This window comes from Promicromonospora sp. NPDC023987 (assembly GCF_040639055.1).
Taxonomy (GTDB): Bacteria; Actinomycetota; Actinomycetes; order Actinomycetales; family Cellulomonadaceae; genus Promicromonospora.
Genome location: NZ_JBEZZF010000013.1, coordinates 58,471 through 77,296 on the forward strand (window position 1 = coordinate 58,471; position 18,826 = coordinate 77,296).

The window sequence follows — 18,826 nt, forward strand, 5'->3', positions numbered from 1 at the left end:
GCGCCCCATGAGCGCCAGCACCACGCCGTCGACGGCCACGTCCGGGAGCCGCATCACCTGCAGCGTCTCGGACGGGATCGCCGACGTCCGCCTCGACCGGCCCGACAAGCTCAACGCGCTGTCGCTCGACATGCTCGGCGAGCTCAGGTCGACCGCGCGCCGCCTAGGACGCGAACCCGGGCTGCGTGCGGTCGTCGTCTCGGGCAACGGCCGGTCGTTCTGCGCGGGGCTCGACCTCGGTGCGGCGGCCCGCCACCCGGCAGCGGTGGCGCGGGCGTTCGTGCCGACACCGCGCGGCACCAACCTGTTCCAAGAGGCCTGCTGGGCCTGGCGACGTCTGCCGGTGCCGGTGATCGCCGCGGTGCACGGCCACGTGCTCGGTGCGGGCGTGCAGATCGCCCTCGCCGCCGACCTGCGCCTCACGGCCCCCGACGCCCGGTGGTCCGTCAAGGAGGTCGAGCGCGGCCTGGTTCCCGACATGTCAGGGATCCGCGCGCTGACCCAGCTGGTCGGCATCGAGACGGCGAAGCGCCTCACCTTCACCGCCGAGGAGTTCACGGGGGCCGACGCCGGCCGGCTCGGTCTGGCCAGGACCGTCACCGACACCCCGCTGGAGGAGGCGTTCACGCTGGCCGGCCGGATCGCCGAACGCCGGCCGGAGGCGGTCGCTGCCGCGAAGCGCCTGTTCGACCGGCGCTGGTCGTCGGGCGACCGGCGCACGTTCGCCGCCGAGCGCCGGGAACAGCTGAAGCTGCTCCCTGGCGCGATGCGCACGCTACGAGAGCGCCGCTGACACGTCAGCCGCGGTAAGCGCGCTGGAGACGGACCGGCGCCATCCGCCCGATGCCCGGGATGTCCCGGACCGGCTGTGCGGTGAGCGCGTAGCTCGAGCTCGTGGCGAGCTTGGCGGCGGTCTCCTTGTCGACCAGGACGGTCGACGGGTCGGACTGCTCGGTGAGGCGCGAGGCCAGGTTGACGGTGGGGCCGAAGATGTCGCCGAACCGGGACAGCACCCGCCCCCACACGAGCCCGACCCGGACCGGGATCTCGGGGTCGCCCGGCGCGGCGGTCCCCAGCGCCGCGCCGGAGGTCTCGGCCAGGCCGAGCGCCACCTCGGCGCCGGTGGAGACGTCGTCGGTCACGAACAGGACCGCGTCGCCGATGGTCTTCACGACGCGACCGCCCGCGTTGGTGATGATGTCGCGCGCACCGGCCTCGAACCGCTGCACGAACTCCGCCAGCTCCTCCGAGCCGAGCCCCGCCGTGCGCTTGGTGAACGACACGATGTCCGCGAACCCGACCGCCCGCACCAGCGGAAGCTGCTGGGTGTCGTTGCGGTCGTCGCCCCGCGAGCCGGCGAACTCGATGGCCGTACGCCCCGTCAGGGCCGCGAGCTGACGCCGCCAGGCGTGCTCGAGCTGGCGGCTGAGCATCTCGGACATCTCGGGGAGCCGGTCGAGGGCGAGCAGGCGGGCCGAGGTCTCGTCGAGCTTGTAGCGCCGCGCGAGGTGCTCCACGAGCGCCTCGACCTGCCAGAGTGCCAGCCGTTCCGTGGTGTGGCCGACGGACCGGATGAAGGTCATCTGGGCGCGCTCGTCCATCTGTTCGGCGGAGAACAGGCCGGCCGCGTCCTTGAGCGCCGCGACGTCGGCGTCGGTGAACCAAGTCTCGGTCGGGTGCGTCACCGGGAGACCGATCCAGCGCCAGTAACGGGTCACGAACTGCTTGTCGAGCCCCGTCAGCTCCACCACCTGCGACAACGTGTAACGACGGGCGCCGCCCAGCAGCGTCTCGTCGAGCCGAGCCGCGGTGTCAGCACCCGGTGTTTCGTGGTGGCTGTGGGAGGTTTCGGAATTGTGGAGCACGTCACCACTGTAGGCGCGCGGACCCCATGCACCCGCATACACCTGCTCCACGGACCGGCGGGATCAGCCCCAGAACGTCAGCGCGAGCGGTATGCCCATGAGCACGACCAGCATCCCGGCCACGGTGACGACGTTCCACAGCCCGAGCCGCATGCCGCGTACGCCGTCGTCGCGGTAGAGCAGGGCCCAGACGACCAGGAGCCAGGCGATCCCGGCCGCGATCAGGCCCGCCGTCGGCGTCCCGTCCGTCTGCACGACGCCCCGGTCCAGCCGGACGGTGCTGATCAGATAGACCGTGATGATGGCGGCCGCGCACACGACGGCCTTGGCCACCCCTACCGTGGTTCGACCTGCCTCCATGGCGTCTCCTGCCGTCGCGCGCCTGCCTGTCGCCGCCCTCGCTTGCGTCGGAGATTAACGCAGGTCAACCATCTCGCGGCAGAGTCTGCCGCCGAGTTCACCCGCCCGGGAGCGGGAGTTCACCCGGCGCGCATCACCGCAGGTGCCAGACGTCGCCTGCGGTCACCGTGCGTTCCGCACCCGACTCCAGACGCACCACCAGTGCCCCCGTCTCGTCCAGGCCGACCGCCAGCCCCTCCAGGACGCCCGCGCCCCCGGCGAGCTCGGCGCGCACGCGGCTTCCGAGCGTCGAGGACACCGCCGTGTACTCGTCGAGCAGCCCGGCCGCCGCGGCGTCACCGCCGGCCTGCTCCCACCGCCGGAGGACGGCGTGCACCTCGCCCAGCAGCCGGACCAGCACGTCGGTCCGGTCGGGGCGGGGGTAGCCGGCGAGCGCCAGCGACGTCGCCGTCGGTACGGGGAGCTCGGCCGCGGACTGGGACACGTTGAGCCCGATCCCGAGCACCACTCCCGGCGCCGCGCCGTCCGCGGCGGCCGGTTCCGGCACCACCTCGGTCAGGATGCCCGCCACCTTGCGGTAGAGACCCAGCCCGGCGACGGTGTCGACGGCGGGCAGCAGGACGTCGTTGGGCCACTTCACGGCGGCGGCGACACCGCCGTCGGACACCGTGCGCACCACCGCGAGCCCGGCCAGCAGCGGAAGCCAGCCCAGGGCCTCGGCCGGGACGCGGGGGCGCAGCAGCACGGACACGGTGAGGCCCGCGCGCGCCGGCGTCTCCCAGGACCGTCCGGCTCGTCCCCGTCCTGCGGTCTGGCGCTCGGCGATCAGGGCCGACGGCGCGGGCCAGGCGGCCGGGTCGGAGCGGACGGCGGCGACGAGCTCGGCGTTGGTGGAGGAAGAGGTCTCGACCACCTCGACCCTGCCGAACCCGGGGACGATGAGCTTGTCGAGGTACAGGGACTGGTGCACACTCCATCCTCTCCCCTCGCCGCCGCGCATGCCCTTGGAGGAAACCCACAAGGCAGCGGCACGACCCGCTGGACGGTCACGCATCGAACCGGAGGCATCCGACAACTACGCTCGAACCGTGAACGACGCCATCTCGACCCTCACCGGCACGCGCGCCAAGCTCGACGATCTCGACGCGCGCCGGGCAGCCGCCATCGACATCCCGGAGGAGACGGCCAAGGAGAAGCAGCACAAGCGGGGCAAGAAGACCGCGCGGGAGCGTGTCGACGCGCTCCTGGACGAGGGCAGCTTCACCGAGCTGGACGCGCTCGCCATGCACCACAGCCGCAACTTCGGGCTGGAGAAGAAGCGGATCGCGGGTGACGGCGTGGTGACCGGCTACGGCACCATCGACGGTCGCCAGGTGTGCGTCTACTCGCAGGACTTCACGGCGTTCGGCGGGAGCCTCGGCGAGGTGCACGGGCAGAAGATCACCAAGGTGCAGGACCTCGCGCTGCGGACCGGGGTGCCGCTCATCGGCATCAGCGACGGCGGTGGCGCCCGCATCCAGGAGGGTGTGGCGGCCCTGACGCAGTTCGCAGAGATGTTCCGGCGCAACGTCGCGGCGTCGGGCGTGATCCCGCAGATCTCCCTGATCCTCGGCCCGAGCGCGGGCGGTGCGGTGTACTCGCCCGCGCTGACGGACTTCATCGTGATGGCCGACCAGACGTCCAACATGTTCATCACCGGCCCGGACGTGATCCGCACGGTGACGGGCGAGGACGTCGACTTCGAGACCCTTGGCGGTGCCCGCACGCACAACTCGAAGTCGGGCGTCGCGCACTACATGGGCCAGGACGAGGACGACGCACTGGACTACGTGCGCCACCTGGTGAGCTATCTGCCGCAGAACAACCTCTCCGACGCGCCGGCCTTCCCGCCGGACTCCGATACGCCGCTGGAGGTCACCGCCGAGGACGAGGCCCTCGACGAGCTCATCCCCGACAGCGACAACCAGCCCTACGACATGCGCGAGGCCATCGAGGCCGTGCTGGACCCGGAGTCGTTCCTCGAGGTGCAGCCGATGTTCGCGACCAACGTGCTGGTCGGGTTCGGGCACGTGGAGGGCCAGTCGGTCGGCATCGTCGCCAACCAGCCGCAGTCCATGGCGGGCACGCTCGACATCGACGCCGCCGAGAAGGCCGCTCGGTTCGTGCGCACCTGCGACGCCTTCAACATCCCCGTGCTGACGTTCGTCGACGTGCCGGGCTTCCTCCCCGGCGTCGGGCAGGAGCACCAGGGCATCATCCGGCGCGGCGCGAAGCTGATCTACGCGTACGCCGAGGCCACGGTGCCTCTGATCACCGTCATCACGCGCAAGGCGTACGGCGGCGCGTACATCGTCATGGGCTCCAAGCAGCTCGGCGCGGACGTCAACCTCGCCTGGCCGACGGCGCAGATCGCGGTCATGGGCGCGAGCGGTGCCGTGAACATCCTGCAGCGCGGAGCCCTGCGCGCCGTCCAGGAGGTGGGCGGCGACGTCGAGGGCGAGCGTGCCCGGCTGACGGCCGAGTACGAGGACGCGATCGTCAACCCGTGGGACGCCGCGGAGCGCGGGTACGTCGACGCGGTCATCCGCCCGTCCGAGACACGCGTTCAAGTGGTGCGTGCGCTTCGCGCTCTGCGCACCAAGCGATCTACGCTTCCTCCGAAGAAGCACGGCAACATCCCGCTCTGACCCGGAGGAACCACATGAGTCACGAGGACGCCACCCACGGCCCTGCGCCGATGGGCCGCGTCGATGCGGAGCCGATGCACCGTGCGGTCGACGCGCTGGCTGCTGCCCTGCACGACTACGTGGGGACGGCTGTCGGCGTCCGCGCCGAGTTCGGCGCCGCCGAGGCGGACGAGGACCCGCGCGTGCTGGCCCTCGAGTCGGCGGTGGGGCACCTGAACGCCGCGCTGTTCGACAAGCTCCACGGCTCGCTCGGCATGCACCCGGACCTCACGTCGTCCGTGTGGGAGCCGGCGGACGAGTCCGAGGTCGACGAGATCATCGAGTCCGAGCTGCCCGAGGGTGGTGAGTCGTTCTACCTGGGCTTCGTCGTCGCCACGCGCGGCGGCGACGCCACCCTGGACGGCGTGATCGACCTGCTCGACGCCGCGGGCGAGTCCGTGGCGACGCACCTCACCGAGGGCGGGTACGACATCGCCGAGTGGGCGGCCTCGCGCGGCGACGCCCCCGGCTTCGGCTTCTACGAGGAGGACGACGAATGAGCCCCCAGGTCCGCGTGGTCCGCGGCGAGCCGGACGACGTCGAGGTGGCCGCCCTGGTCGCCGGCCTCGCCGCTGTCGCAGCGGCGGGTCCGGAGCCCGACGACGCCGCGCCGCTCGACGAGTGGATCAATCACGCCCGTGTGCTGCGCGGGAACGGTGCCGCGACCGCCAAGAACTTCGGTGGGCGGTCGGGGCGGCACAACGCGGACGCGTGGCGCTGGAGCCTGCGGTCCTGAGGCCGACGGCCGCCGTAGGCTCGGCCGCATGACCAGCCCAGCACGCACACCAACACCGATCGACGCCGTCGCCGACGACTACGTCACCCGTCTCACGGAGCTCGCTCCGCTGTCCGCCACCGCCATGGGCCTGCCCGGCCACGACCACGAGATGGACGACCTGTCGCCCGCCGGCCACGACGCCGTCGCCCAGGCCGGGCGCGACGTCCTGGCGAAGCTCGCCGGCCTCGAGCCCGCGGACGACGTCGACCGGGTCACGCTCTCCGCGATGCGCGAACGCATCGGGCTCGATCTCGAGCTGCACGAGGCCGGCGAGGGCCTGCGCAACCTGAACAACATCGAGTCGCCGGTGCAACAGCTGCGCGACGTCTTCGACATCATGGCGACCGACTCGGTCGAGGGCTGGGAGAACATCTCGTCCCGGCTGAAGGGTCTCCCGGGCGCCGTCGACGGGTACATCGAGTCCCTCACCGCTGCCGCCGCCCAGGGCGACGTCGCCGCCGTCCGCCAGGTGCGTGAGGGCGTCACGCAGGCGCGCGAGCTGGCCGGTGCCGACTCGTTCTTCACGTCGTTCGTCACGGGCGAGGCCGCGGTGGCGACGCTCGGTGCGGGGCACGCGCTGTCCGGCGACCTGGAGCGGGCGGCGCAGGGGGCGCAGGCCGCGTACGGCAAGCTCGCCGACTTCCTCGAGCGTGACCTCGCACCACAGGCACCGGAGGCCGACGCCGTCGGACGCGAGCGCTACACCCTGTGGTCGCGCTACTTCCTCGGGGCGAAGGTGGACCTCGACGAGACCTACCAGTGGGGCGTGGAGGAGCTGGCCCGCATCGTCGCGGAGCAGGAGTCCGTGGCCGCGACGATCGCCGGCCCGGGCGCCACCGTCGAGCAGGCCGTCGCGGCGCTCGACGCCGACCCCGCGCGCAAGCTCCTCGGCACGGCGGCCCTCAAGACCTGGATGCAGGAGACGTCCGACGCCGCGATCACCGCGCTGAACGGCGCCCACTTCGACGTGCCGGAGCCCGTGCTCGACCTGGAGTGCATGATCGCGCCGACCCAGTCGGGCGGCATCTACTACACCCCGCCGAGCGACGACTGGGGCCGGCCCGGCCGCATGTGGTGGGCCGTGCCGGAGGGCGTCACCGAGTTCAACACCTGGCGCGAGAAGACGACGGTGTACCACGAGGGCGTCCCGGGCCACCACCTGCAGTGCGGCCAGGCCGTGTTCGCGCGCGAGACGCTGAACAGCTGGCGCCGGCTGGCTTGCTGGGTGTCCGGCCACGGCGAGGGCTGGGCCCTGTACGCGGAACGGCTCATGGCCGAGCTCGGCTACCTGGAGGACCCGGGCGACCGCCTCGGCATGCTCGACGCGCAGCGCCTCCGCGCGGCTCGCGTGGTGTTCGACATCGGCGTGCACCTCGGTCTCAAGGCTCCGGAGCAGTGGGGCGGCGGCACCTGGACGGCGGAGAAGGGCTGGCCGTTCCTCCTGGCCAACGTGAACATGCCGGAGCAGTTCGTCCGCTTCGAGTTCAACCGGTACCTCGGCTGGCCGGGCCAGGCGCCGTCGTACAAGGTGGGGCAGCGCCTGTGGGAGCAGACCCGGGACGCCGCGCGGGGTGCCGTCCCCGCCGGCCAGGAGTTCGACGCCAAGGCGTTCCACGCCCGGGCCCTCAACCTGGGCTCGGTGGGTCTGGACACCCTCCGCGAGGCGCTGGCCTGAGCTTCGGCGGGGGATCAGGTGTCCAACGCTCAGGGAACTCGGGTGACCTGAGCGTCTGACACGTGCGGGAGCTGGGCGGCGGAGTGACGTGGGTCACGTCCGGCGGATCGTAGTTTCTCTGTTTCACAGCGCCGCCTACTCGGTACCGTGGCGCGCGTGCCACGCCTGGTTCTCGCCTCACAGTCCCCCGCCCGACTCGCGACACTGAAGTCCGCCGGCCTCAACCCGCACGTCGTGGTCTCGGGCGTCGACGAGGACAAGGTGCTCGCCGACGCCGCGGACCGGTTCGGCGAGCTCGATCCCGCCGACGCCGTGCTCGTCCTCGCGCAGGCCAAGGCCGAGGAGGTAGCGTCCCGGCTGGAAGAGATCCGGGACGACGACGAGGCCGGCGGGCGGGACACCGCGACCGCCACCGATGTCATCGTCATCGGCTGCGACTCCATGCTCGAGATCGACGGCACAATCGTGGGCAAGCCCGCCGACCCCGAGACAGCACGCGAGTGCTGGCGCTCGATGCGCGGGGGCAAGGGAGTTCTGCACACTGGCCACTGGGTGGTGGACCTGCGCGACGACGCCGATGGCGGCACGGGCGGCACCATCGGATCGACCAGCTCGACGACCGTCTGGTTCGCCGACATCGACGACGATGAGATCGACGCCTACGTCGCCACCGGCGAGCCATTGCAGGTTGCGGGAGCTTTCACCATCGACGGCCTCGGCGGCCCGTACGTCGAGCGCGTCGAGGGGGACCACCACGGCGTCGTGGGGATCAGCCTGCCCCTGCTGCGTGAGCTCCTGGCCGAGCTGAACGTCCCCTGGCGCACCCTCCGCACGCCCTGACCGGCCGAACGTAGGCCTACTCGCTCTCAGCCGTCGAACGTAGGGGTGGTCGCTTCATGAGCGCTCATGGAGCGACCACCCCTACGTTCGTCTGGCCGGCCTGGCCGGCCTGGGCGGCGTGGGGGCGAGTGCCACAGTGGGGCCGAGGTGGGTGCCTGGGACCCAGCCGAGCCGGGTCAGTCGTTCAGCCATCTCCGCGCCGACGCTGGGGACGCTTCCGGCCAGAGCCCTGGCCGCCGGAAACCTAAGGACGATCAGCCTGTCGGTGGCAACGAGCCCGTTCTGGCGCGCCGCGTCGTCGGCAAGCATTGCTTCCCGGGAATGGAATGCTCGCCCGTCGATCTCGACCACCACGTAGCGACCGTCGGGCAGAGCCCAGACGAAATCGACCCTGGCCAGGAAGACACCGCCCGCGACGAACGTGACCTGCTGCCCGTCCGGCGGTACTCCGTGGTCGACGAAGGACAACCTCGCGTGGGTCTCGGCGGTAGACCCGTCGCGACCTTCACCCAGGTCGAGCAGACAGTGCACCTGTGCCGCACCGCGCCGGCCCCGCACCTGTTCGCGGACACGCTGGAGCCCGGGTCCGTCGAGGCGTCCCTCCCGCAGGGCATCGCTGAGCACTGCCACCGCCTCATGGCGGGACAGCGTCGGGAGCGCCTGCGCCAATGCCGGAACCAGGGCCGCCACACGACGTCCCCGATAGGGCTGGTCCGCGAAGAACCTGTACCGACGCAGCACGATCCCCTCGCCGACGGCCGCGTACATTCCCCCCGGCCGCGCCGCCTCCGGCACCAGGTCCGCGGGCAGTCCACCGATCCCGAGCAGCGCCAGCGCGCAAGCACCAGTGGCGATCCCGTCCGGTACCGCGAGCATGCCCAGCCAGGCTGCCCGACGTCGAAGGTGGTCGTGATAGTCGTCTCGCGGCCGCCGCTCGGCCAGTTCCGGGTCGGTGTCGTAGACGCCCCGGGTGACACGACACCACCGGCCCTGCCTGATCAGCAATGCCACGGCGTCCTTGTTGACTCCCGCCGCATCGCACTGCGCCTTGCTCACCAGGCCTTCCTGCGCGGCCGCAGCCGCACGCAGCACCTGCGGCACAGTCCTCACGGGTCTCGTGGCGCTGATCCCACCCCGATGAAGAGGTCGCCGGGAGCCGCTGCCGTGGCATTGTGGACAGGAGCGCAATCACAGCACCTGTGGTCGCGCTCGCTTCCAACTCACGCCGTCGGCCCTAACGGCAGATCTAGAGAGCTTCGGGTCTTTCGGCCCGACTCCTAGGCGCCGAGCGTAGGCATCCTCGCTCCAAGCCGACGAACGTAGGGCTCATCGCTGCATAAGTCGCTCATCAAGCGACCACTCCTACGTTCGGCACCGACACCGGCACCAAGGCCGGGAGCTAGGGCGGTCTGCCGGATGTGCACAACCAGATCGTGCCCATCCGACGCTTCGGGCCCGACGCCATGTCTGAACCCTCCAAACGGCCCGCGCCGCGGTTGGTCTGGTCTCCAGACTTTTCGCCGGGTGTCCGGAGGCGGTACGTCGGCCCGGTACCACCGGGTTACGGTGAGCCGTGCCCAGTTCCAGCCTGCCCCGAACCATCTCGAAGGTGCTCATCGCCAACCGCGGTGAGATCGCCGTCCGCGTGGCCCGTGGATGCGCCGACGCGGGGCTGACTTCCGTCGCCGTCTACGCCGACCAGGACCGCGAGGCGCTGCACGTCCGCCTCGCCGACGAGGCCTTCGCGCTCGGCGGCGCCCGCGCCGCGGACACGTACCTGGACCCGGCCAAGCTGCTCGACGTCGCCCGTCGCTCCGGCGCCGACGCCGTGCACCCCGGCTACGGCTTCCTGTCCGAGAACGCGGAGTTCGCCCAGTCGGTGATCGACGCAGGGCTCACCTGGATCGGCCCGCCGCCGTCGGCCATCGAGTCGCTCGGCGACAAGGTCAGCGCGCGCCACATCGCGCAGCGCGCGGGCGCTCCCCTGGTTCCCGGCACGCCGGACCCGGTCAAGGACAGCAGCGAGGTCAGGGCCTTCGCCGAGCAGTACGGGCTGCCCATCGCCATCAAGGCGGCGTTTGGTGGCGGCGGCCGTGGCCTGAAGGTCGCGCGCACGTACGAGGAGATCGACGAGATGTTCGACTCGGCGGTCCGCGAGGCGGTGGCGGCTTTCGGCCGGGGCGAGTGCTTCGTGGAGCGCTACCTGGACAAGCCGCGCCACGTGGAGACGCAGTGCCTCGCGGACACCCACGGCAACGTCGTGGTCGTCTCGACCCGGGACTGCTCGCTGCAGCGCCGCCACCAGAAGCTGGTGGAGGAGGCGCCCGCGCCGTTCCTCACGCCGGAGCAGGAGAAGTCGCTGTACGCGGCGTCGGAGGCGATCCTTCGCGAGGCCGGCTACGTCGGCGCGGGTACGTGCGAGTTCCTCGTCGGGGTGGACGGCACCATCTCCTTCCTCGAGGTGAACACGCGGCTCCAGGTGGAGCACCCGGTGACCGAGGAGGTCACGGGCATCGACCTGGTGCGCGAGCAGCTACGGATCGCGGCGGGCGAGAAGCTCGGGTACCACTCCCCCGCCGTGCGCGGGCACTCCATCGAGTTCCGCATCAACGGCGAGGACCCGGCGATGGGCTTCCTCCCCGCGCCGGGCCGCCTGCACACGATCGCGTGGCCGTCCGGTCCGGGCGTGCGGGTCGACACGGGCGTCGTCGCGGGCGACTCCGTCTCCGGGGCGTTCGACTCCATGATCGCCAAGCTCATCGTCACGGGCGCCACGCGCACCCAGGCGGTCGAGCGGGCCCGGCGCGCGCTGCGTGAGCTCGTGGTCGAGGGCATCCCCACGGTGGTCCCGTTCCACCGGGCGGTCCTCGAGGCCGACGCGTTCGTCCCGGCCGACGGCTCCGCCTTCCGCGTGCACACCCGCTGGATCGAGACGGAGTTCGCCGACACCCTCAAGACGCTGGCCCCTGCGGCGCCCGCACCGGCCCCAGAGGCCGACGAGGAAGAGGTAGCCGCAGAACGGGTGGTCGTCGAGGTGGGGGGACGCCGGCTCGAGGTCGTGCTGCCCGCAGGCCTGGGCGTCGCCGCGGGTCGGGCACGTTCGGCGAACGCCGCCCGGCGCCCCGCGCGACGCGCCGCCGGCGCCAAGGCGTCGAGCGGTTCCGCGGGAAACACCCTGGCCTCGCCCATGCAGGGCACCATCGTCAAGGTCGCGGTCGAGGACGGCACGCAGGTGGCCGAGGGCGACCTCGTCGTCGTGCTGGAGGCCATGAAGATGGAGCAGCCGATCCTCGCTCACCGTGCTGGCACCGTGCGATCCCTGACGGCCGCGCCCGGCGCCGGCGTGACCGCGGGCGCTCCGCTCTGCGAGATCGTCGACTGAGCCCGAGGCCAGATCCGGACGCTACCCAGCGGGTGAATTCACGAGCAACACGGGTGAAAAGGGTCCAATAGGCGCAGATAGCGCCGGAACGGTCTCGGAAGGCTGCCGCTGATCCGCTAGGTTCTGCGACGTGACACACGTCGTAGTACTGAGCCCCGAAGAGGCCATCGCCCTCGTCCGTCCCCGCAAGTCCCTTCCGTCGTTCGTCAGTGACCTGACCTGCGACGACGGCGTCATCTCCGTGACGGCGGACCTGCGCCGCCTGACCTATGCCCCGCTCCCCGTCAAGATCGCGGCCAAGGCCGTCCCGGTCATGCACGCGTCCGCGCGGATCACCTCCTTCTGGCAGAACATCGCGGTGCTCCAGGTCGACGCCGACGCCGCCGGCCTGCCCGCCACCAAGCTGCTCCCGCTCGCTTCCGGGACCATCGCGAAGATGGCGCGCAAGAGCGGTCTGCCCGAGCACGCCGTGCAGCTCCGCAAGGACGGCACGGTCTCGCTCGACGTGCTGGCCCTGATGCGCGGCACGTTCACCGAGGTGACGGGTTTCCGCTTCGAGGGCGGCAAGGTCATCGTCGAAGGTGTCGCCAGGGACGCCTGAGCGGGCCTCCGTCTGTCCCGCCTCCGACTCGCCACGGCGGTCGGTGGCGGGACACAGCTTTGTGGTCACCACCTGCCGACATCGCAGGCCAAGACCTGACAGACTGACGCTGTGCCGAACGCGACAGTGCCCCCGACCGACCTGCACCGGCACGGCGGCGACGGCTGGGTGACGTGCGGGGATCACCGGCACTGGGGGCTGTTCGGCGCTGCCGGCCTGCTCCTCGTCCGCCGGGACCTCGACGGGACGCCCTCGCACCTGGTGCTCCAGCACCGCGCCCTGTGGTCGCACATGGGCGGCACCTGGGGCATCCCCGGCGGGGCGCTCGCACCGGACGAGAAGCCGGCGGCCGGTGCCCTGCGCGAGGCCGCCGAGGAGGCCGCGATCGACCCGGCCGCCGTGCACGTCGTGGGCACGTACGTGCTGGAGCACCCGGTATGGACCTACACGACGGTGGTGGCCGACGTCGTCCCCGGGTACCGCGTCGAACCTCGCGCCGCCGACCCGGAAAGCCTGGAGGTGCGCTGGACGGGGCTCGGCGACCTGGGTTCGCTGACTCTCCTGCCTGCGTTCGGCGAGGCACTACCCCGCCTGCTCACCATGCTGGGTTAGGGTCGATTCGTGCATATCCGGATCGCTCCCGAAGAGGTGCTCGGCCTGGCGCGGATCGCCAAGCAGGCCCCGCCCGTCATCACGTCCGTCGTCGGCGACGGGGACGTGATCCGTGTGGTCGCGGACCTGCGCCGCCTGGAGACCCTGCCTGGTCCGCTGAAGCTGGCCGTGAAGATCGCGCCGATCGTGCGGGCCGACGTGAAGCTGGCCGCCTTCGAGCGCGGCGTCGCGACGCTCACGGTCGAGGTGAACGCCGCGGGCCTGCCCGCCCACCGGCTGCTCAGCCTCGCCGCAGCACCCATCGAGCAGGAGGTCGCCAAGCAGGGCCTGCCGCCAGGCGTCGTGGACGTGCAGCCGGACGCGCGGATCGCCGTCGACGTCGAGCGCCTGCTGGAGGCCAAGGTTCCAGGCATCACGGTCTCGAACGCGAAGGTCGAGGGCGGCCAGATCGTCCTTGACGCCTCCGTCGCCTGAGCCGGAGGTGCAGCGCAGGGTGGGGGCCGAGGAACGAGGCACCCGCTCGGAGCGGAACCGCAGGCTCAGGCGACAAACACGCACAGCCTGACGCCGAGGCGGGATTACTTCCCCACGCGAGCATCCAGCACCCGAGCACCCTCGGCGATCGAGCCCGAAAGTGACGGGTAGATGGTGAACGCGGAGGCGACGTCCTCCACCGTGAGCCGGTGCTGGACCGCGAGCGTGATCGGGAAGATCAGCTCGGACGCGCGCGGTGCCACGACCACGCCGCCGAGCACCACACCCGCCTCGGGGTGCGCGAAGAGCTTCACGAACCCGTCCTTGACCCCGAGCATCTTGGCGCGCGGGTTCCGGGCGAGCGGCAGCGTCGTCGTGATGTAGCGGGAGCTCTGCGCGCGCAGCTTCTCCTCGCTGTAGCCGACGGTAGCGATCTCGGGCGCGGTGAAGATGTTGGAGGCGACGGTGCGGAGCGCGAGCGGCTGCACCGCGTCACCGAGGGCGTGCGCCACGGCGATGCGGCCCTGCATGGCGGCCACGGACGCGAGCGGGAGCACACCGGTGCAGTCACCGGACGCGTAGATGCCGCGCACCGAGGTGCGTGAGACCCGGTCGACGACGATGTGGCCCGTCTCCGACAGCTGCACCCCTGCCTCCTCGAGCCCCAGGCCGGACGTCGCGGGCACCCCGCCGACCGCCACCAGGACGTGCGAGCCGTGCACCACGCGCCCGTCGGACAGCGTCACCTCGACGCCGTCGTCGGTCCGCACGGCCGACGCCGCACGCGAGCGGGACAGCACGGTCATGCCCCGGGAGCGGAAGACTCCCTCGAGCAGCTCCGCGGCGTCCTCGTCCTCACCGGGCAGCACCCGGTCCCGGCTGGAGACGAGCACCACGTCCGAGCCGAGCGCGTTGTACGCGCCCGCGAACTCGGCGCCGGTGACGCCGGACCCGACCACGATCAGCCGCTCGGGCAGCTCGCGCAGGTTGTACATCTGCGTCCAGGTGAGGATCCGCTCGCCGTCGGGCACCGCGGTGGGCAGGGTGCGCGGGGTGGCGCCGAGCGCGAGGAGGATCGACTCCGCCTCCAGCACCTCGGTCGTGCCGTCGGCCAGCTCGGCCACCACGTGCGCCGGCCCGTCCAGCCGCCCCTTGCCCGCGACGATCCGGATGCCCTCGCGCTCCAGGCGTCCGCGGATGTCCGCGCTCTGTGCCCGCGCGAGCGCGAGCACCCGCTTGTTGACGGCCTGCAGGTCCACGAAGTGCTTGCGCTTCTCCTCCGCCGTACCGGCAGCGGACGCCGCCGCCTGCACGCCTGCGCCGCCCAGCGCCGGGGCCGAGGTCGGGGCCGCGTAGGCGGACACTACGGGGATGCCACCGGTCGCCAGCGAGACGTCGACGTCGGACAGCGGGTCAACGACGTCGTTCGGCATGCGGATGCCGAGCTCCGGGGCGCGGTCGGCGATGGTCATCCACTCGGCGGTGGCGATGAGCGTCTTCGACGGGACGACGTCGGTCAGGACCGCCGCGCCGCCCAGACCCTGCTGCTCGACCACGGTGACCTGCGCACCGTGGCTGCGCGCGACGAGCGCCGCCTCGTAGCCGCCGGGCCCACCTCCCACGACGACGACGTGGGGCGGGACAGCTGTGGGATCGAGGGGGGTCACGCTCCCATTCTCGCATCGTCCGCGAGTGTCGAGGATCCGGAGCGCTCGTGGACGCGTGCCCGGAGGAAAGTGGCGTTAACCTCGGACCATGAGTACGGAGCCAGATCTGGACGACCCGACGACCGACCCGTTCGACGTCGCTGCCGCCGCCGCCGAATACATCGCGGCCAAGACGGGGGTGCCGGGGCACGACGTCGCGCTCGTCCTCGGGTCCGGATGGGGTGGTGCGGCCGAGCTGGTCGGCGACGTCGTCGCGGAGATCCCCACTGCCGAGATCCCCGGCTTCGTGCGACCCGCGGTCAAGGGGCACCTGGCCACGACGCGTTCCATCCGCTTCGAGCGCCCCGACGGCGCCGTGCGGCACGCGCTGGTCCTCGGCTCGCGCACCCACCTCTACGAGGGCCTCGGCCCCCGCCGCGTGGTGCACGGCATCCGCACCGCCGCCGCTGCCGGCTGCGAGACGTTGATCCTCACGAACGGCTGCGGCAGCGTGCACATCGGCTGGCGGCCCGGCCAGCCCGTCCTCATCAAGGACCACCTGAACCTCACCGGCCAGACCCCGCTCGAGGGCGCCAAGTTCGCCGACATGACCGACGTGTACACGCCACGCCTGCGCGACGTCGCACGCACCGTCGACCCGGACCTCCCTGAGGGCGTCTACGCGCAGTTCCACGGCCCGCAGTACGAGACCCCCGCCGAGGTCAAGATGGCCTCCCTGATGGGAGCCGACCTGGTGGGCATGTCGACGGCGCTCGAGGCCATCGCCGCCCGGCACTGCCGTATGGACGTCCTCGGCATCTCGCTGGCCACGAACCTCGCGGCCGGGATCAGCCCGCACCCCCTCTCGCACGCAGAGGTGCTCGAGGCGGGCCGGGAAGCCGGCCCTCGGATCAGCGACCTGCTCGCGCGGGTCATCAAGCAGATCTGATGGCTGTGTCCGCCAACCTGCCCGCCACGGACGTCTCGGCGCCCGACCTCGTCGCCCGCGCCGAGGCCTGGATGGCCGCCGACGTGGACGACGCCGACGTCGCCCAGCTGCGCAATCTCGTCGCCAGGACAGCCGACCCCCACCCCCACCTCGGCGAGCTGGCTCTCGCCGAGCTCGCCGACCGGTTCTCCGGCATGTTGCAGTTCGGCACCGCCGGGCTGCGCGGCGCCATGGCCGCGGGGCCGAACCGGATGAACCGCGCCGTCGTGATCGCGGCCGCCGCCGGGCTGGCTGCCTTCCTCAAGGCGGAGGCAGCCGGGGTGGCCCCGCGCGTCGTGGTCGGGTTCGACGCCCGGCACCGCTCGGCCGAGTTCGCCCGCGACACGGCCGCCGTCCTCGTCGCCGCCGGGGCCGAGGTGCAGCTCATGCCCGCGCCGGGTCCGACTCCGGTACTCGCCTTCGCGGTGCGTCACCTGTCGGCCGACGCCGGCGTCATGGTCACCGCGAGCCACAACCCTGCCGCCGACAACGGCTACAAGGTGTACCTCGGCGGACGAGTCGTGACCGACGCGGGACAGGGCGCGCAGATCGTCCCGCCGGCCGACGCCCTGATCGCCGGCGAGATCGCGCTCGTGCGCGCGGCGAAGGACGTGCCGCGCGCCGAGTCCGGCTGGACCGTGCTCGGCCCGGAGATCACCGACGCGTACCACGCCGCCGTGGCCACACTGCACGACGGCGAGCCGCGCACCAAGCTCCGCATCGTGACCACGTCCCTGCACGGTGTGGGCGGCGCCGCCGTCGCGCGGGTGCTGGCAGAGGCCGGCTTCACCGACGTCGTACCCGTGGAGGAGCAGGCGGAGCCCGACCCGGACTTCCCCACCGTCGCGTTCCCCAACCCCGAGGAGCCTGGGGCCATCGACATGGCCCTCGCCCTGGCGCAGGACGCCCACGCGGACCTCGTCATCGCGAACGACCCGGACGCCGACCGGTGCGCCGTCGCCGTGCTCGACCCGCAGTACGGCACGTACCAGGGCGCGGAGACCGCGTTCTCGCAAGGTTGGCGCATGCTGCACGGCGACGAGGTCGGCATGCTGCTCGGCTGGGACGCGGCCGAACGGACCGCCCGCGCCGGCGCGGGCGGCACGCTGGCCTGCTCCATCGTGTCGTCGCGCGCGCTGGCCGCGATCGCGGCACGGCACGGGCTGGACCACGCCACCACGCTGACCGGCTTCAAGTGGATCGCGCGCACCCCGGACCTCGTGTTCGGCTACGAGGAGGCCCTCGGCTACTGCGTGGACCCCGAGCACGTACGCGACAAGGACGGGCTGTCGGCAGCCGTCGCCGTCGCGCAGCTGGCCAACCGGCTGGCCGCCAACGGTCGCACCCTCCTGGACCGGCTCGACGACGTCGCCCGAGCCTGCGGGCTGCACGTCACCGGCCAGGTGTCGGCACGGTTCGAGGACCTCGCCGAGATCGAGTCCACCATGGCGTCTCTCCGCGAGGCGCCCCCGACGATCCTGGCAGGCTCGCCCGTCAACTCGGTCCGTGACCTCGCCGAGGGTCTGGACGGGCTGCCGCCGACGGACGGCGTCGTCCTGATGACCGCCGACGACACCCGGGTGATCGTGCGGCCCAGCGGCACCGAGCCGAAGGTCAAGTGCTACATCGAGGTGGTCTCGCCGGTCGACCCGGACGCCTCCGCCGGGTCCCTGTCCGCGGCTCGGGTCGCCGCGCGGGACCGCCTGGCCCAGGTCCAGGCCGACCTCCGCGCGGCACTGGGACTCTGACGACACCGGTCCCGCGGCCCGAGGGGCTGCGGGACCGGCTGGACCAGCGACGCCCTACTGCACGACCGCAGGCAGCACGTCCATGGCGTCGGGGTTCTTGGCCAGGAAGTCCGGCACCTTGTCCTTCGCCACCGCCTCCATGAGCGGGTCGAACGTCGCACGGTCGAGCACGACGATCGACTGGCCGTCGTCGCTGCGCCCGGTACCCGAGTACGGGGCCGTCATGAACGTGATCTCGTTCGTCGAGATGTCCCCCGCACCCGCGAACAGCTCCTGGATGCGGTCGAGCGTCAGCTCCTTGTCCACCGCGACCGAGCTCGTGATGGCCTCGAGGAAGCTGGCCATCTTCAGGGGTTCGCTCATGCTGTTCTTGGCCTTCGCCACGATGGCCCGCATCCACGCCTGCTGCCGCTGCACCCGGCCGAAGTCACCGTTGGACAGGGCGTAGCGCTCCCGCGTGAAGGCCAGTGCCTCCTCGCCGGTCATGGCCTGCCGCATCGAGCCGCCGTCGCCGTCGGGCACCGTGATCTCGACCCCGTCCAGGGAGTCCGTCAGGGCCTTGAAGGACTCGAAGTCGGTCACGGCGAAGTGGTCGATGCGCACGCCCGTCAGGTCCTCGACCGTCTGGATCATCAGCGGCGGGCCGCCGTAGGAGAACGCCGCGTTGATCTTCGCCTCGCCGTAACCCGGGATCGGCACCCAGGAGTCCCGCGGGATCGAGATCGCCGCCGCCGACTGCCGGTCGGCGGCCAGGTGCACGAGCATGATCGCGTCCGTGCGCTGTGCGCCGGCCTCCCAGGCCTCCGGGTCGCCGGCCGAGATCCGGCTGTCCGAGCCGAGCACCAGGATGTTCACCGGTGCGGCCGGTCCCTCCACCGGCTCCGCGCTGGGGCGGGTCGAAGGGTCGATCTCCGCGAACGGGTCGATGCGCTCCATGTTGTCGTCGAGCGACATGCGGTAGCCGAAGTACGCCGCGGCTCCGCCACCGCCGACGAGCAGGAGCGCCCCGACGACGATTCCGGCGACGAATCCCTTGCTCCGGCGCCGACGGCGTGCGTGACGTACATCTCCGTCGACGGGATTAGGTACGGCGAGAAGATCGTTCTTGCGATCGGGTGCGGCCATAGCTCG

18 protein-coding genes are annotated in these 18,826 nt (G+C 71.9%); 12 read left to right on the plus strand and 6 right to left on the minus strand.

Annotated elements, in window-relative coordinates; all coding sequences use genetic code 11:
• Nucleotides 1-7 precede the first annotated feature (7 nt).
• Entirely contained in the window at nt 8-793 is a 786-nt protein-coding gene (locus tag AB0F40_RS08820; protein ID WP_357465760.1) for a crotonase/enoyl-CoA hydratase family protein, read from the plus strand.
• Nucleotides 794-797: 4 nt separating this feature from the next.
• Here AB0F40_RS08820 and AB0F40_RS08825 read toward each other — a convergent pair whose 3' ends face one another.
• The 3 genes from AB0F40_RS08825 to AB0F40_RS08835 all read right to left on the minus strand — a co-directional run bounded on the left by AB0F40_RS08825 (nt 798) and on the right by AB0F40_RS08835 (nt 3,195).
• Nucleotides 798-1,865, minus strand: coding sequence for an adenylate/guanylate cyclase domain-containing protein (locus AB0F40_RS08825; RefSeq protein ID WP_357465762.1), 1,068 nt, complete (start codon nt 1,863-1,865; stop codon nt 798-800).
• Between the two features lie 63 nt (nt 1,866-1,928).
• Nucleotides 1,929-2,225: a hypothetical protein gene (locus tag AB0F40_RS08830; RefSeq protein ID WP_357465764.1), complete on the minus strand. Its 297-nt coding sequence runs from the start codon at nt 2,223-2,225 to the stop codon at nt 1,929-1,931.
• A 133-nt stretch (nt 2,226-2,358) separates the two neighbouring features.
• Complete coding sequence (locus AB0F40_RS08835; RefSeq protein ID WP_357465766.1) at nt 2,359-3,195, minus strand: biotin--[acetyl-CoA-carboxylase] ligase; 837 nt, start codon at nt 3,193-3,195, stop codon at nt 2,359-2,361.
• A 118-nt stretch (nt 3,196-3,313) separates the two neighbouring features.
• Here AB0F40_RS08835 and AB0F40_RS08840 point away from each other — a divergent pair, with 118 nt between their 5' ends.
• The 5 genes from AB0F40_RS08840 to AB0F40_RS08860 all read left to right on the plus strand — a co-directional run bounded on the left by AB0F40_RS08840 (nt 3,314) and on the right by AB0F40_RS08860 (nt 8,244).
• Nucleotides 3,314-4,912: an acyl-CoA carboxylase subunit beta gene (locus AB0F40_RS08840; protein WP_357465768.1), complete on the plus strand. Its 1,599-nt coding sequence runs from the start codon at nt 3,314-3,316 to the stop codon at nt 4,910-4,912.
• A 14-nt stretch (nt 4,913-4,926) separates the two neighbouring features.
• Nucleotides 4,927-5,451: a hypothetical protein gene (locus AB0F40_RS08845; protein WP_357465770.1), complete on the plus strand. Its 525-nt coding sequence runs from the start codon at nt 4,927-4,929 to the stop codon at nt 5,449-5,451.
• Complete coding sequence (locus tag AB0F40_RS08850; protein ID WP_357465772.1) at nt 5,448-5,687, plus strand: acyl-CoA carboxylase epsilon subunit; 240 nt, start codon at nt 5,448-5,450, stop codon at nt 5,685-5,687. Before AB0F40_RS08845 ends, AB0F40_RS08850 begins: the two co-directional genes overlap by 4 nt.
• 28 nt (nt 5,688-5,715) lie before the next feature.
• Nucleotides 5,716-7,404 (plus strand): DUF885 domain-containing protein, encoded by a 1,689-nt coding sequence (locus tag AB0F40_RS08855; protein WP_357465774.1) that lies wholly within the window; start codon nt 5,716-5,718, stop codon nt 7,402-7,404.
• A 156-nt stretch (nt 7,405-7,560) separates the two neighbouring features.
• Nucleotides 7,561-8,244, plus strand: coding sequence for a Maf family protein (locus AB0F40_RS08860; protein WP_357465776.1), 684 nt, complete (start codon nt 7,561-7,563; stop codon nt 8,242-8,244).
• Nucleotides 8,245-8,325: 81 nt separating this feature from the next.
• Here AB0F40_RS08860 and AB0F40_RS08865 read toward each other — a convergent pair whose 3' ends face one another.
• Nucleotides 8,326-9,354, minus strand: coding sequence for a type IV toxin-antitoxin system AbiEi family antitoxin domain-containing protein (locus AB0F40_RS08865; protein WP_357465778.1), 1,029 nt, complete (start codon nt 9,352-9,354; stop codon nt 8,326-8,328).
• Between the two features lie 478 nt (nt 9,355-9,832).
• Between AB0F40_RS08865 and AB0F40_RS08870 the strand changes: the two genes are divergently transcribed.
• The 4 genes from AB0F40_RS08870 (at nt 9,833) to AB0F40_RS08885 (ending at nt 13,313) form a co-directional block, all read left to right on the plus strand.
• Complete coding sequence (locus AB0F40_RS08870; protein WP_357465822.1) at nt 9,833-11,626, plus strand: biotin carboxylase N-terminal domain-containing protein; 1,794 nt, start codon at nt 9,833-9,835, stop codon at nt 11,624-11,626.
• 130 nt (nt 11,627-11,756) lie between these two features.
• Nucleotides 11,757-12,227: a hypothetical protein gene (locus AB0F40_RS08875; protein ID WP_357465780.1), complete on the plus strand. Its 471-nt coding sequence runs from the start codon at nt 11,757-11,759 to the stop codon at nt 12,225-12,227.
• Between the two features lie 111 nt (nt 12,228-12,338).
• The gene (locus AB0F40_RS08880) at nt 12,339-12,839 is read left to right on the plus strand and encodes an NUDIX domain-containing protein (RefSeq protein ID WP_357465782.1); all 501 of its coding nucleotides are present in this window, start codon (nt 12,339-12,341) and stop codon (nt 12,837-12,839) included.
• A 9-nt stretch (nt 12,840-12,848) separates the two neighbouring features.
• The gene (locus AB0F40_RS08885) at nt 12,849-13,313 is read left to right on the plus strand and encodes a hypothetical protein (protein ID WP_357465784.1); all 465 of its coding nucleotides are present in this window, start codon (nt 12,849-12,851) and stop codon (nt 13,311-13,313) included.
• A 104-nt stretch (nt 13,314-13,417) separates the two neighbouring features.
• Here the strand turns inward: AB0F40_RS08885 and AB0F40_RS08890 are convergent, their stop codons facing one another.
• Nucleotides 13,418-14,980 (minus strand): NAD(P)H-quinone dehydrogenase, encoded by a 1,563-nt coding sequence (locus tag AB0F40_RS08890; protein WP_357465786.1) that lies wholly within the window; start codon nt 14,978-14,980, stop codon nt 13,418-13,420.
• 88 nt (nt 14,981-15,068) lie between these two features.
• Between AB0F40_RS08890 and AB0F40_RS08895 the strand changes: the two genes are divergently transcribed.
• The gene (locus AB0F40_RS08895) at nt 15,069-15,908 is read left to right on the plus strand and encodes a purine-nucleoside phosphorylase (RefSeq protein WP_357465788.1); all 840 of its coding nucleotides are present in this window, start codon (nt 15,069-15,071) and stop codon (nt 15,906-15,908) included.
• Nucleotides 15,909-15,979: 71 nt separating this feature from the next.
• Nucleotides 15,980-17,695: a phospho-sugar mutase gene (locus tag AB0F40_RS08900; RefSeq protein WP_357465824.1), complete on the plus strand. Its 1,716-nt coding sequence runs from the start codon at nt 15,980-15,982 to the stop codon at nt 17,693-17,695.
• Between the two features lie 54 nt (nt 17,696-17,749).
• Here the strand turns inward: AB0F40_RS08900 and AB0F40_RS08905 are convergent, their stop codons facing one another.
• Entirely contained in the window at nt 17,750-18,820 is a 1,071-nt protein-coding gene (locus AB0F40_RS08905) for an LCP family protein (protein ID WP_357465790.1), read from the minus strand.
• Nucleotides 18,821-18,826 lie beyond the last annotated feature (6 nt).

What these genes read in the sequence shown, in the direction of transcription:
- AB0F40_RS08820 (WP_357465760.1), top strand. Translation starts at nt 8, where the DNA reads ATGAGCGCCAGCACCACGCCGTCGACGGCCACGTCCGGGAGCCGCATC.
- AB0F40_RS08830 (WP_357465764.1), bottom strand. Translation starts at nt 2,225, where the DNA reads ATGGAGGCAGGTCGAACCACGGTAGGGGTGGCCAAGGCCGTCGTGTGC.
- AB0F40_RS08845 (WP_357465770.1), top strand. Translation starts at nt 4,927, where the DNA reads ATGAGTCACGAGGACGCCACCCACGGCCCTGCGCCGATGGGCCGCGTC.
- AB0F40_RS08850 (WP_357465772.1), top strand. Translation starts at nt 5,448, where the DNA reads ATGAGCCCCCAGGTCCGCGTGGTCCGCGGCGAGCCGGACGACGTCGAG.
- AB0F40_RS08855 (WP_357465774.1), top strand. Translation starts at nt 5,716, where the DNA reads ATGACCAGCCCAGCACGCACACCAACACCGATCGACGCCGTCGCCGAC.
- AB0F40_RS08895 (WP_357465788.1), top strand. Translation starts at nt 15,069, where the DNA reads ATGAGTACGGAGCCAGATCTGGACGACCCGACGACCGACCCGTTCGAC.
- AB0F40_RS08900 (WP_357465824.1), top strand. Translation starts at nt 15,980, where the DNA reads ATGGCCGCCGACGTGGACGACGCCGACGTCGCCCAGCTGCGCAATCTC.
- AB0F40_RS08905 (WP_357465790.1), bottom strand. Translation starts at nt 18,820, where the DNA reads ATGGCCGCACCCGATCGCAAGAACGATCTTCTCGCCGTACCTAATCCC.